We start from the raw sequence: 13073 nt of genomic DNA, 5'->3' as shown, positions 1-13073 counted from the left end.
CACCGTTCACGCCGTCTCGGCTTGCCTGCGGTCCGTGCTCCTGGTCGGCCGTGTCCTCCGTCGCCGGCCCCGTGGTCGCGGACCTCGTGGCCACCGGGTTCGCTCGCCGACCTGGTCGCTGCCGACCTGGTCGCTGCCGACCTGGTCGTCGCCGCGCCGATCCGAACCTGAGCACGTCCGATCGCCAGTCCAGCATGACCCGATCCGAGCGCCACGCCATCGGGGTAACCCCTGAGCTCTGCCCCCGCCGAGGCACCCCGGCGTCCGGGGCGCTCCCTGATGACGCCCGGTGCACGGGCGTGTGACGATGGCATCGTGGCAGTACAGACTGATCACGAGGGGAGGCGGCCCGTGCCGGACGGCGCTCCGGTGGACGACTCGCATCGCATCACCCAACGGGTGACCTCGACCAGGCGCGATCCGAGGGGCGCGGGCGAGAGCACGCCGCGGCCGACCCTGCGTCGACGTCGATCGTCTCGGGTGGTCGCCGGTGTCGCGGGCGGACTCGCCGACCACCTGAAGGTCGACGTGCTCTGGGTCCGGGTCGTCATCACCCTGCTGGCGGGCGTCGACGGGCTGGGCGTCGTGCTCTACGCGGCGCTGTGGGCGGTGGTGCCGCAGCGCCCGGTCGACGTCCCCGAGACGGTGAATCCCCGACAGCGCACCCAGGCGCTCGGCCTGGTGGTGCTGGGCTTCGGTCTGGTCGTGGCGACCACGTCCTTCGGCGACGGCTGGAGCGGACGGCTGTTCTTCCCCGCCTCGGTGGGCCTGATCGGTGCCTTCCTGGTCTGGCGGGAGGCCGACGAGACCCAGCGTCGTCGCTGGGCGCAGGGCGCCAGAACGGGCGTCGCGGAGGTCTTCATCGGCAACGGCGGTCGCGGCGCGGTCGTCCGCAGCCTGACCGGCGCCGCCCTCGTCCTCACCGGCATCATCGTGCTGCTCGCCAACAGCCTGTCGCTGGCGCGACTCCAGTTCGCCCTGTTGTCCGTGCTCGTCACGCTCGTCGGCGCGGCCGTACTCACCCTGCCGTGGTGGCTGCGGCTGGTCCGCGACCTGGACGAGGAGCGCCGGGTGCGGATTCGCACCGAGGAGCGCGCCGAGATCGCCGCCCACCTGCACGACTCGGTGCTTCAGACGCTTGCGCTGATCCAGAAGCAGGCGGAGAACGACAAGGAGGTCCGCAGGCTCGCGCGAAGCCAGGAGCGGCAGCTGCGCACCTGGTTGTACGGCGCGACCGGCTACGGGGGGTCGGGCAGGGCCACCGCGGAGCCCGACGCCCAGAGTCCGCCGGTGGCGGGCGCGGCGACCTCGGCCCGCACTCTGGCGGAGCTGATCAGCGAGGTGTGCGGCGAGGTCGAGGACACCTTCGCCATCAAGGTCCAACAGGTCGTCGTGGGCGACTGCGAGGTGGACGACCGGGTGTTGGCCGCCGTGTGGGCGGCCAGGGAGGCGATGGTCAACGCGGCCAAGCACGCCGAGGTCGGCGAGGTGAGCGTGTTCGTCGAGGTGGAGCCCGCGCAGGTGGAGCTGTTCGTCCGCGACCGAGGCAAGGGCTTCGACACCTCGGCCGTTCCCGGGGACCGGCATGGCCTCGCGGACTCGATTCACGGCAGGATGGAGCGTCACGGGGGCACGGTGCGCGTGCGCACCGCACCCGGTGAGGGAACGGAGGTCGCCTTGCGGCTGCCCCGCACCGCCGACAAGCGTTGACGCGACAGAAGAGGGTACGAGTGGATGACGGACACATCGAGGCAGGCGGCGGAGTGAACGACACCGAGGCGACGCAGGCCCGGCCGGTACGGGTCTTCCTGGTCGACGACCACGCTCTGTTCCGCACCGGGGCCAAGGCCGAGCTGTCCAACGCGACGGGCGTCGTCGAGGTGATCGGCGAAGCCGGTTCGGTGGGTGAGGCGGTGGCGGGCATCGGCCACTTTCAGCCCGACGTGGTCCTGCTCGACGTCCACATGCCCGACGGCGGCGGCGCCGAGGTGCTGCGCCGGGTCCGCAAGTCCCATCCCGACGTCGTGTTCCTGGCGTTGTCGGTGTCCGACGCGGCGGAGGACGTCATCGCCGTGATCCGGGCGGGCGCCCGGGGCTATGTCACCAAGACGATCTCGGCGCGGGAGCTGGTGGACGCGGTCGTGCGCGTGCACCACGGCGACGCGGTGTTCTCTCCCCGGCTGGCCGGCTTCGTGCTGGACGCCTTCGCCGACCGCCCGGGCGCCGCGCCCATCAACGACCCGGAACTCGACCTGCTCACCCCGAGGGAACGGGACGTCCTCCGCCTGCTGGCCAGGGGTTACGCCTACAAGGAGATCGCCGCCGAGCTGTTCATCTCGGTGAAGACGGTCGAGACTCACGTGTCCAGCGTGTTGCGCAAGACCCAGCTCTCCAACCGCTACGAACTGTCCCGCTGGGCGACCGACCGCCGACTGATCTGATCGCCCCGGTGCGAGGCCGCGCGGGCGTCGCCCGTCGGCGTCTCGCGGGTCAGTGGTCCGCGGACTCGCGGCCGGTCGCGCCTCCCGCCGTCGGCGGCTCGGCACACCCGGCTCCCGCCGTCGGTTCGGCGGAGGCCTCTCGATCGCGAGCCGGTGCGACGGCGACCGCTCCCGTGTCCGGCCGTTCGGCGACAGGAGCATCCGGTGCGGGCTCGCGTGCCGGTGCCGCAGGCCCGGCCCTCTCTTCGGGCGGCCCGCCAGGATGTCGGGCAAGGCCGACGCCCAGCGGCAGCACGGACGCCAGCGGCAGCAGGAGGCCGACCGCGGGGCGGCCGCCCCGCCCTCGTCGGCGATCAGTCGGTGATTCAGCACGAACCCCACGCCGCTGCCCGTGATGAGCTGCATGCAGGCGAGCCGGCGGCCGGAGGTTCGGATCCGCTGAGGAGACGCCCGGCGTCAGACGTAGCCGACCGCGTAGGACGCGGCGAGGGTCAGGCACTGGGCGGCTTCCAGCAGGTGCGCCTCGCCTCGTTGCCAGGGTGCCTGCGGCCGGACGACGCCCGTGAAAATCCGCGAGCACGCCGAGAACGTTCCCGCCCGTCACCCGACGCCGGTGTCCGAAGGGCACCGCGAGCCCGGTGCCTACAGCGGAGCGGCCGCGTCGAGCGCCCCGCTCAGCCCGACGAGGGCCGGGCCGCCATGCGGCGACCGGCCTCGGTGTTCCGGGACCGCGCCGCCGAGTCGACGGGCTGGTCAGCGGCGGGGCCGGCGAGACGAGACGGCGGGCGGGTTCGACTGGTGCGGGCGAGATGCGAGCGTGCGGGCCTCGACGGAGCCGCATACTCCGGAGACGAGTACTTCGAAGTCGCCCACCTCGGGGCCGCCCGCGTCGCGAGGGCCGGGGCCGAGAGGCCTCGCCAGGGCCCGCGATCGGAGGCCCGTGCTCGAGACGACGGGGTCCCGGCCTGCCTCGATTCGTGCCCCACGTCGAGCAGGCTCCGCACTGGATCCGGCGGCGAACGCCGAACGCCCGCCCGAGACGCGCCCTACTTGTCGACCTTGCCGATGCGGAGGTCGTGGCCCCCGCCCTCGATGTGGATGTGCCACCGCTCGTTCACCCTGGCCCCGTCCTCACGCACGAAGCGCAGCTTGACGCGCACCCGGCCGCCGTGGAACTCCGGTCCCTCCGTGATCGTCACGTCCGCGACCGTGTCGCCCCACCAGGCCTCATAGTCGTCGTAGCTGCCTTGGAAATCCGGGGCGAGCAGGTGATAGGCCTGCGGGTAGTTGTCGGGCAGCAGGTCGAAGTACTGGGCGACCAGCGCCTCGCTGCGCTCCGGCCGACTCTGCTCCGGCCGCTCGTCCTCCTCGTCCTGCTCTTCGTCCTCGTCATCGTCCTCGTCGAGCGGCGGAGGCTCCTCACGGGGAATCGACGGCTGCGGAGTGTCGACCTGCGGTGCCGACTCCTCCGTCGGGGGCTCCTCCGTCGTGGTCTCCACGGACTCGGACGCGGCCGGGCTGCCGCCCGCACCGTCCTCGCGGGCGGCGCCGTTGTTCTCGGTGAAGAACACTCCCGCGATCAGCACGCCGATCAAGGCCGCCGCGACCACGGCGACGGCCGTCAGCAGCACGGCGCGGCCCCGGAAGCCCGCCTCCGGATCGTTGCGTGCGGGACGCGGCTCCGGCGGCTTGGGCTGCTGGGCCGCCTGCGGCTGCTGTGCCGCGGTGGAGACCGTCCTGGCCTGCTCCGGCCGGTCGGTCACCGGCCGGGCGTCCAGGCGGGTCGGGGTGGGCCCGGCGGCGGGCTTCGGCGCCGCCGCACCGTGGCCCGCGGTCGGCCGAGGCGGGCCGGCGGGCATGGGCGGACCCGGCGCCGGCCGACCCGCCGCGACGGCCTGCATGCCCTCGCGGGCCTGCGCCATCGTCGGCCGCTCGATCGGCTCGGCCCGCAGCAGCCGCATCAGCAGCGCCGTGAGCGGCCCCGCCTGGCGCGGCGGGTTGATCCGGCCCGCGGCGACGAGGTGGAGCAGCGCGAGGGTGTTCTCATGGGTGCCGAACGGCGGCTCGCCCTCGACGGCCGCGTACAGGGTCGCGCCCAGCGAGAAGACGTCGGCGCCGAAGCCGGGGTCGTAGCCCTTCGCGACCTCGGGCGCCAGGTACGCGGGCGTACCCGCGAGCATCCCGGTCTTGGTGACCGTCACGTCGCCGGTCGCCCGCGAGATCCCGAAGTCGGTGATCTTGACTTCGCCGTTGTGCCCCAAGAGGATGTTGCCCGGCTTGATGTCGCGGTGCACGATGCCCGCCGCATGCGCCGCGGCGAGGGCGCCCGCGACGCTGGCGCCGATCCTGGCGACCTCGGTGGGCGGCAGCGGGCCGCGCTCGGTCAACGCGGTAGCCAGACTGTCCGACGGCAGGTATTCCATGATCAGACACGGCTGGCCGTCGTCCTCGGCCACGTCGTAGACCGCGATGGCGTTCTGGTGCTGGAGGCGGGCGGCGATCCGGCCCTCACGCATCGCCCGCTGCCGGGCCTCCTCGGTCTCCGCCGGGCTGAGGCCGGGCTGGAGCAACAGCTGCTTGATCGCCACGACCCGGCCGAGTCGATCGTCGGTGCCCTGCCACACCACGCCCATCGCGCCGCTGCCGATGCGCCGATCGAGTCGATAGCGTCCTGCGACCAAGCGACCCTCGTCGCTCACTGGCGGCTCCCGGTTCTGCTCACGGCTTCAGGGTAGGACGCGGCTTCAGCACGGCGAAATCCGTGTCGTCCTCCGAGCGGCCTCGCTCCTGCGCGGTACTTCTGCTCATCGGCCACCGACGCGGTGCCACGGCGGATCGAGACACGCCGTCGACCTTGACGACGACCTCGGCTCGGGTCACGAAGCAGGTCCGAACGACGATCGCGAGCAGGTCCGCAGTCGCGACCCGATCACGAACCCGGTCCTGACGAGCATGGACCCGACGTCAGCTCTGATGCGTCTCGTTCTGCTGAGCGTCCAACAGTGTGACTCCGGTGATGCGCCTGGGAGTCTCGCCGACCACGAGTCGTTGGGTGAGATACAGCCGCCCGCCGTGGGCTTCATCGATGGCCACGGTCGCCACCACAGTACCGGCCTGCCCTTCATCGATGGTCACCACCTCGACACCGCGCACGTCGTCCCACGCTTCGGCGAACCCGTCGCGGCCACCGCCGCGCAGCTCGGGAACGAGCAGGCTCGCGGCCGCGTTCGGATCGTCGTCGAGCAGGCTGAAGAACTGTTCGACGAGCTCACGGTCGGTCTCCGCCATGGGCGGCGCGCCCACGACGACCTGCTGTTCGCCGGGCGGCACACGTCCGGAGAGCGGCTCGTCGACGTCGCCCGAATCGGTGGGCTCGGCGAGCGGCAGCGGCGCCGCCTCGGGTCGGGCGAGATACGCGGTCAGCACGTCCGGGCGCATCACCAGCGGTCCGGCGAGCGCGATCGGCGACAGCTCCGGTCCGCCGGGCAGATCGGCTCCCGGTGCGCTGGTGACCAACCCGGTGGCCAGGATCGAGCTGGACAACACCACCACGCCCGCCACGAAGGCGAACGTGCGCATCGGCGCGGTGCGGAACAACGCGCCCGGATCGTCCGGCTCGGGGACGACGGCCGGCTCCGGCGGGTCGGAGTGCGTCGGGACGTGCTCCCATGGCGGTTCCGCGCGCATGCGCGCTCGCGCCGTCTTCGGTTGACGCCTGACCAGCTCGGCGACGGTGATGGAACCGGCTCGGCTGCGTCGTCGACCGTCTGTGGAACGCCCCACGTCCCTGCCTCCGTACCCTCGGTGCTCGCCAGAACTCGTACCGTGAGTGACGGTCGTAGCGCCAGGGGTTGCGCGAAGTTCGTTCTTACGTGGCGTCAAACGGTCGTTCCCACAAGATGAGAGGCATTCCGGTCTGACGTGCGGCGTCATCGCTACGGTCCGTGTCTACCACTGTGAACGCGGGATCACTCGGTCGACGGTGATCAAGGGCTCGGCCGACGGCTCGAACCGCAGTTCGCGATACTCCGTCGACTGCGTGCCGTCGTCATGAGTGACCACGACGGTGGAGATCGTGATCCCCTTGACCGGATCGACGGTGATGTGCCGAAGTTCGACCATCGCGACGTCATCATGCAACTGGGCGAACACGGGAAGCCCGGCCTCGGCCAGTTCCCCGGTGACCAGCTTGAACGCCGAGTCGACGTCCGGGCCGATGGCGTTGAAGAACGCGACCGTCTGATCTTTGATCTCCGTCGCGCTCACCACTGGAGTGCCTTCGCCGACCGTGACGAAGGGCACCGAGGTCGTGGGGGCGACGGTCGTCGTCGACGCCGCCCCGGCGGGGTGCGTGGCGTCCGCCCCGGCGGTGGCGCCGTCGGGTGTCCGCTGCTCCGACGCGGCGTCGGACAGGCGGCCATGACCGCCCGAGGCTCCGGAGTCGTCCCGGCCGGACTCGGCGGGGGCGGTCGCCGTCGTCGAGTCCCGCGCGGCGAGCAGATGCGGGGCGCCGATGGTGGGCACCGTCGTGGTCGTCTCCTGCGGCGCGGGCAGCCGAGTGCCGCTGGGAAAGACCGGCAGGGAGTCCGGCGGCCTGCGATGCGGATCGGGGCCGAGGAACAACGCCGTCGTGGCCAGGAGCGCGGCGAGGGCGGTCATGGAGGTCGTCACGGTGAACCAGGCCGCGTTCCGCCAGCTCCTCGGCGGCGTCACCGAGGCGGGCACCATCCCGAGGTCGAATTTGCGCAGCCCGACGGCGTCGCTGTCGACGAGCGGATCGGGCTCGACGGCGGACGGTGCCCAGGCGGCGGTGCGGCCCGCGCCCGGCTCGTCCGCACCCCGGTCCTCGCTCGGCGCCGCCGACAAGGAGGACACCGGATCGGACGCCGCCGGGCGCGGGCCGAGTGGCGGCGACGCGGCGCGGTACGGCGCGGGCGAGGGCTCCGCCGCCGCCTCGAACCGGGTCCGCCCCGGTTCGCCACCCCGCCGATGACGCCCCGACTCCCGCCCCGGTGTGCCGGGTGGCACGGCCTCCGCACGCCGACACGAGCCGGCCCCGCCGGGGACGTGCGGGTTCTCACGGTCGAAGTCGGTCATGCGGTGTCGACCACCTGGTATGTCTCGGCCAGTCGCGGCCCGCCCGGGCTCGCCGACGCCGGCAGCAGTTCGGCCGCCGCCTCCGCCATGACGGCGCGCAGCTCCTCGACGAGCTCCGGGAGATGCGCGGTCTGGGAACGGTGCGCGGCGAGCGCGGCGGCCTTGCGATCGAAGGTGTCGGTGACGTCGACCGCGTGATTGATCCGTTCGGCCGGGCTGCCCACCAGCCACAGTTCCCGCACCGTCCATGGTTCGAGACCGTCGCGGTCCAGCTCGGGGTGGGCGAAGGGATTGCGGGCATCCGGATACACCGACGCGACCGCGGCTGCTCCGACGGCACGGTGATCGGGGTGGGCGACGGCGATGCGTCGCCAGTCGATCTCCGGAGAGTGCGTCACGACCCGATCGGGGCGCACCCTGCGGATCACCCGGGTGATGTCCCGGCGGAGTTCGAGCGACTCGACGACGCGACCGTCCGGATAACCGAGGAAACGGACCTCCGTGACGCCCACCGCAGCTGCGGCGGCCCGCTGTTCGGCCTGTCGAAGCGCGGCCATCTCGGTGCGCGGCGTCTCGTCGAACCCGCCCGCGTCGCCCGCGGTGCAGACGAGATAGGTGACGTGAACGCCGTGGGCGGTCCAGCGCGCGATGGTGGCCGAGGCGGCGAAGTCGACGTCGTCGGGATGCGCCGTGACCACCAGCACTCGTCTCGCGGTGTCGGCGGAGGGACCGGATGTGATGGTCACGAGGGCAAGCGTAGGGCGGGGGCGGGCGAGAATGACCTTGGTTTGCCACGCCGGGCAGCACTGCCACCCGAAAGGAGTGAACGCCACCGCAGAGCGTGATCGTCTGCGGCGGCTTAACGGGTCAGGACTGGTAACGCTTTCGAGTGGCGTTCAGCGCGTTGGTCGCGGCCACACCGCTGCCCGCTCCGACGATGATCGCCAGGATGTCCATCGGCACACCGCCGTTGGTGAACAGCAGCGCCAGCAGCGCGGCGGCGGCCAGGCCACCCGCCTGCGGGAGCTTTCCCTTGACGTAGTCCGTGACCGGGCCGCCGCCCGCTCGCTTCTTCGCCGCGGTGTTGAGCATCGCGAGGTACCCGCCGTTGCCGACGGCGGCCACCAGGCCGAGCAGCGTGACGACGACGGCCAGAAAGTGGATCACCGAGTCCATACGGTCCAGTCTGCCCGTTTTCCAGACCCGTGACATCAGTGGTTTCCCGGATGTGACCTAGGGAGCGTCCATGGGCGGGATCGGGAGGCCGCGCGTCGACGACCTCGGCGTGGCGTTCGCCGGGTGCGAGCGTTCGGCGCCGGACGGGTGCGCCGAAGGCACCGGGCTGCCGGATCGCCCGATCCGCTCGGGTCGTGCCCGTTCGACCGGGCGGCGGCTGTGGGATCGCCGTCACTGCCGCGACCGCGGGATCGCCGCACTGCCGCGACCGCCGGCGACCACGTGTGCCGAGGGCGTCGGGTTCGCGTGCCCCAGGGCACGCCGCCCGGCAGGGCGGCGGGTCACTCGGAGCGTTCGCCGCCCAGCCTGCCACGCCCGAGCCGCAGCAACGCCATGGCCAGTTCACGGCCGTCCGGACCCAGCTCGCGGTATCTGGCCAGCACCGCCATCTCACGATTGGTGACGATGCGCGGCCCGCCTGCCGCCATGCGCGCCTTGCCGACCTTCTGGGACACCTCGATACGCCTGCGGACCAGCCGCAGGATCTCGCTGTCCAGGTAGTCGATCTCCTTGCGCAGCTCGGCGATCTCCTCGGGCGCTGGCTCGCCGGGTCCTGCCGTCGCCGAGTCGGAGCTGGCCACGTTCATCTCGGTTCTCCTCTGACGAGACGTCGGGGTCCTGCGGCCCGGAACCGAGAAGGCCCCGGGTCCGCCTGGACTCCGGGGCTTAGGTGGTGGCTGATCGTGTTCAGACCACGGACGCCGGAGTCCGGTACCCGTGAGCAAAGTAGCGGTGCGTGAACACGGCTTCAGTCTGCCACAACACTCGTCAACCGGTCTGCTGCTCCGCCTCCTGCGCACGGGCGTGTTCTCGGCGGCGCTTGCTGAGGGAGCGCCACAGCACCACGCCCGACACCAGGATGCCCAGCACGCCGAATCCCAGGGTGCCCCACTGGTGTCCGATCGCCCGGCCCGCACCGCCGACGAACAGGCCGAATCCGGTCCAGGCGACCGCCCAGAGCGCGGCCCCGAGGGTGGCCAGCCGGATGAAACGCAGGTAGCTCAGGCCCAGCGATCCGACGACGACCGGCACCATCGAGTGGACGACGGCGACGAACCGAGTGGTGATCATGGCGCGGGCGCCGTCCCCGGTGGCGATCGACTCCGCCTCCGCCCACCTCCTGTCACCCATCTTGCGGCCGATCCAGCCTCGCCGGATGCGGTCGCCGATCAGTCTGCCGAGGAGATAGCCGCCGGACTGCCCGACGAGGGTCCCGAGAAAGCTGATCAGCACGATCCACAGGCCGTACTCCCAACCCAGCGTCGCGGCGGCGACGAGGACGGCGACATCGCCGGGCACCACCAGCCCCACCAGCAACGACGTCTCCAGGATCATGATCACCAGCAGGCCGATCAGGAAGACGGCGGGGTCGAGCGAGGTCAGGTACGAGACGATTCCGTTCACGAAGTCGGGCATCGAGCACCGTGTTCCTTCCCCGCGGGGCCGGGCTGGTCATGCCGCACGTTCGGCTCCCTACCGATTGGTTCTACCCACTTTGTGCCGCGACGGCTGCCCGGGACATCGGGAACGACCCCCACACCGTGGTGGGGGAGTCGTCCGGGTCTTCCCTGAGCGGTCGCACGCCGCCCCGACGGCGTGCGAATGGTCGGCGCGGCCCCGGAAGCGGCGACCTCCGCGAACCGATCACGGAGCGTAGGTGTTCACGAGTGGAGGGTGACCGTCGTGTCGGCTGCCGCGGCGATCACGGCCGGGGCGCCCGTTCCCCTGTCGGGGCGATGCGGTAGGCAGGATCGGCCTGCCTGAGCGCTGGAGGGATGGACCCACTCCGGCCTGTACCGTGGAGTGTCGATGAACACCCTGTTCGAGCTGTCCCCAGACGCGACGTCCACCTCGGCTCCGGCCCGCCACGCCGTCGACTCGGCGTCCCTGTTGTCCGGGCTCAATCCGCAGCAGCATCAGGCCGTGACGCACGAGGGCAGTCCGCTGCTGGTCGTGGCGGGCGCGGGCTCGGGGAAGACACGGGTGCTGACCAGCCGCATCGGCTATCTGCTCGCCGACCGCGGCGTTCATCCCGGTCAGATCCTCGCGATCACCTTCACCAACAAGGCCGCCGCGGAGATGAAGGAGCGTGTCGCGGACCTCGTCGGCCCCAGGGCGAATCTGATGTGGGTGTCGACCTTCCACTCGATGTGCGCGCGACTGCTCCGACGTGAGGCCAGGACGCTGCGCGAGCTGCTGGCGGGCGACGACGACTCGGCGGGCACCGCCAACTCGAACTTCTCCATCTACGACGGTGACGATGCCAAGCGGCTGATCACCCAGGTCGCCCGCGACCTGGAGCTGGACCCCAAGCGGTATCCGGCGCGGACGCTGGCCGTGCACATCTCCAATCTCAAGAACGAGCTGATCGGCCCGGCCGAGGCCGCCGAGCAGGCCGCCGACGAGCTGCAACGACGGGTGGCGCAGGTCTACGCCGCCTACCAGCGCCGACTGCACTCCAGCAACGCCCTGGACTTCGACGACCTGATCCTGCGCTCGGTCGAGCTGTTGCAGCGGTTCCCGGACGTCGCGGGCTACTACCGACGCCGCTTCCGGCACGTCATGGTCGACGAGTACCAGGACACCAATCACGCGCAGTACGTGCTGGTGCGGGAGCTGGTCGGCGCCGCGACCGGAGACCAGGGCCCCGCCGTGCCGCCCGCCGAGCTGTGCGTGGTCGGCGACGCGGATCAGTCGATCTATGCCTTCCGAGGCGCGACGATTCGCAACATCGTCGAGTTCGAGCGAGACTATCCGGACGCCCGGACGATCATGCTGGAGCAGAACTACCGCTCGACGCAGACGATCCTCTCCGCGGCGAACGCCGTGATCTCCCGCAACCCGGATCGGCGGGACAAGCGGCTGTGGACCGACTCCGGCCAGGGCGAGAAGATCGTCGGCTACGTCGCGGACAACGAGCACGACGAGGCGGCGTTCGTCGCCAGGGAGATCGACCGGCTCGTCGACGCGGGCGAGGTGGCCAACGGCGACATCGCGGTCTTCTACCGGACGAACAATCAGTCACGGGTCTTCGAGGAGATCTTCATCCGGCTCGGCCTGCCGTATCGGGTGGTCGGCGGCGTCCGGTTCTACGAGCGCCGCGAGGTCCGCGACGCGTTGGCCTACCTGCGGGCGCTGGCCAATCCCGACGACGCCGTCAGCCTGCGGCGCGTCCTCAACACCCCGAAGCGCGGCATCGGCGATCGGGCGGAGGCCGTCGTCTCGGTGTACGCCGAACAGCAGGACATCGGCTTCGCCTCGGCCCTGCGCGCGGCGGCCGAGGGTCGGGTCGCGCTGCTCAACTCGCGGTCGCAGAAGGCCGTCGCGGGCTTCGTGGCGTTGATGGACGAGCTGCGTGCGGAACTCGAGGCGGGCCGCGACGTCGCCGAAATCCTCGAAGCCGTGCTGGAACGCACCGGCTACCGCGCCACGCTCGAGGAGAGCGACGACCCCCAGGACGCCTCGCGAGTGGAGAACCTGACCGAGCTGGTCACGGTGGCGCGAGAGTTCGTGCAGCAGGCGCTGGCGGCGGAGGATGCGACGGTCCCGGCCGAGGAGGCGGACACACCGGCGGACGTCGACGTCGACGTCGAGGAGGGGCCGCCCGCAGGCTCGCTGGCCGCCTTCCTGGAGCGGGTCGCGCTGGTGGCCGACTCCGACTCGGTGCCGGAGTCCGAGGACGGCGTGGTCACGTTGATGACCCTGCACACCGCCAAGGGCCTGGAGTTCCCCGTGGTGTTCTGCACCGGCTGGGAGGACGGGATCTTCCCGCATCTGCGGGCGCTGGGCGACCCCGCCGAGGCGGCGGAGGAGCGCAGGCTCGCCTACGTCGGCATCACCCGGGCGCGGGAGCGGCTGTATCTCTCTCGCGCGCTGGTCCGCTCGGCCTGGGGGCAGCCGATGACCAACCCGGCGTCGCGGTTCCTCGAGGAGATCCCGGCGGACCTGGTCGACTGGCGCCGCATCGCGCCGGATCGCACCGCGCCCAGCGTGGCGACTCGCTGGGGCGGTCGGTCCGGCGCCGCCTTCGGCTCCGACTCCGCGCAGGCCTCCGTGGCACAGAGCGGCATGCGGACCACGGGATTCGGCGGTTTCGGCCGAGGCGGGGCCGCCAACGCGGTGCCGATGAAACTGGACGTCGGCGACCGCGTCAGCCACGACAAGTACGGGCTCGGCAAGGTCGTCGCCACCGACGGCAGCGGCCCGAGGACCACCGCGACCATCGACTTCGGCACGGCGGGCCGGGTGAAGCTGATGCTCATCGGCAACGCCCCCATGACGAAGCTGTAGGACCGCGCA

10 protein-coding genes are annotated in these 13073 nt (G+C 71.6%); 3 read left to right on the top strand and 7 right to left on the bottom strand.

From position 1 onward, the window contains the following. The first annotated feature begins 279 nt into the window (after positions 1-279). Positions 280-1710: an ATP-binding protein gene (locus AHOG_RS25770; RefSeq protein WP_093943627.1), complete on the top strand. Its 1431-nt coding sequence runs from the start codon at positions 280-282 to the stop codon at positions 1708-1710. A gap of 20 nt (positions 1711-1730) precedes the next feature. Further along, complete coding sequence (locus AHOG_RS25765) at positions 1731-2441, top strand: transcriptional regulator (RefSeq protein WP_483855339.1); 711 nt, start codon at positions 1731-1733, stop codon at positions 2439-2441. Positions 2442-3487: 1046 nt separating this feature from the next. Here the strand turns inward: AHOG_RS25765 and AHOG_RS25755 are convergent. The 7 genes from AHOG_RS25755 to AHOG_RS25725 form a co-directional block, all read right to left on the bottom strand. Beyond that, a complete protein-coding gene (locus tag AHOG_RS25755; RefSeq protein ID WP_093943625.1) occupies positions 3488-5140 on the bottom strand; it encodes a serine/threonine-protein kinase in 1653 nt (550 codons plus the stop codon). Between the two features lie 265 nt (positions 5141-5405). Continuing rightward, on the bottom strand, positions 5406-6224 hold the full coding sequence (locus AHOG_RS25750) for a hypothetical protein (RefSeq protein WP_093943624.1): 819 nt from the start codon (positions 6222-6224) through the stop codon (positions 5406-5408). Positions 6225-6389: 165 nt separating this feature from the next. Next, positions 6390-7538 carry a hypothetical protein gene (locus tag AHOG_RS25745; RefSeq protein ID WP_093943623.1) on the bottom strand — a complete coding sequence of 383 codons (1149 nt, stop codon included), beginning with the start codon at positions 7536-7538 and terminating at the stop codon, positions 6390-6392. Next, a complete protein-coding gene (locus AHOG_RS25740; protein ID WP_245856446.1) occupies positions 7535-8284 on the bottom strand; it encodes a PIG-L deacetylase family protein in 750 nt (249 codons plus the stop codon). Before AHOG_RS25740 ends, AHOG_RS25745 begins: the two co-directional genes overlap by 4 nt. A gap of 121 nt (positions 8285-8405) precedes the next feature. Continuing rightward, positions 8406-8714 carry a hypothetical protein gene (locus AHOG_RS25735; RefSeq protein ID WP_093943622.1) on the bottom strand — a complete coding sequence of 103 codons (309 nt, stop codon included), beginning with the start codon at positions 8712-8714 and terminating at the stop codon, positions 8406-8408. Positions 8715-9055: 341 nt separating this feature from the next. Then, positions 9056-9361, bottom strand: coding sequence for a chorismate mutase (locus AHOG_RS25730; protein ID WP_093943621.1), 306 nt, complete (start codon positions 9359-9361; stop codon positions 9056-9058). 181 nt (positions 9362-9542) lie between these two features. Further along, the gene (locus AHOG_RS25725) at positions 9543-10190 is read right to left on the bottom strand and encodes a DedA family protein (RefSeq protein WP_093943620.1); all 648 of its coding nucleotides are present in this window, start codon (positions 10188-10190) and stop codon (positions 9543-9545) included. Positions 10191-10583: 393 nt separating this feature from the next. On the opposite strand from AHOG_RS25725, the gene pcrA reads away from it, so the two are divergent. Continuing rightward, positions 10584-13064 (top strand): DNA helicase PcrA, encoded by a 2481-nt coding sequence (pcrA, locus tag AHOG_RS25720; RefSeq protein ID WP_093943619.1) that lies wholly within the window; start codon positions 10584-10586, stop codon positions 13062-13064. Positions 13065-13073 lie beyond the last annotated feature (9 nt).

This window comes from Actinoalloteichus hoggarensis (assembly GCF_002234535.1).
Lineage (GTDB): Bacteria > Actinomycetota > Actinomycetes > Mycobacteriales > Pseudonocardiaceae > Actinoalloteichus_A > Actinoalloteichus_A hoggarensis.
The sequence above is the reverse complement of the archived record's forward strand: the minus strand, read 5'-3'. Positions and strand labels throughout refer to the sequence as shown.

Coding starts and splice junctions, on each gene's coding strand:
- pcrA (WP_093943619.1), top strand. CDS start 10,584: ATGAACACCCTGTTCGAGCTGTCCCCAGACGCGACGTCCACCTCGGCT.
- AHOG_RS25730 (WP_093943621.1), bottom strand. CDS start 9,361: ATGAACGTGGCCAGCTCCGACTCGGCGACGGCAGGACCCGGCGAGCCA.
- AHOG_RS25735 (WP_093943622.1), bottom strand. CDS start 8,714: ATGGACTCGGTGATCCACTTTCTGGCCGTCGTCGTCACGCTGCTCGGC.
- AHOG_RS25725 (WP_093943620.1), bottom strand. CDS start 10,190: ATGCCCGACTTCGTGAACGGAATCGTCTCGTACCTGACCTCGCTCGAC.
- AHOG_RS25770 (WP_093943627.1), top strand. CDS start 280: ATGACGCCCGGTGCACGGGCGTGTGACGATGGCATCGTGGCAGTACAG.
- AHOG_RS25745 (WP_093943623.1), bottom strand. CDS start 7,538: ATGACCGACTTCGACCGTGAGAACCCGCACGTCCCCGGCGGGGCCGGC.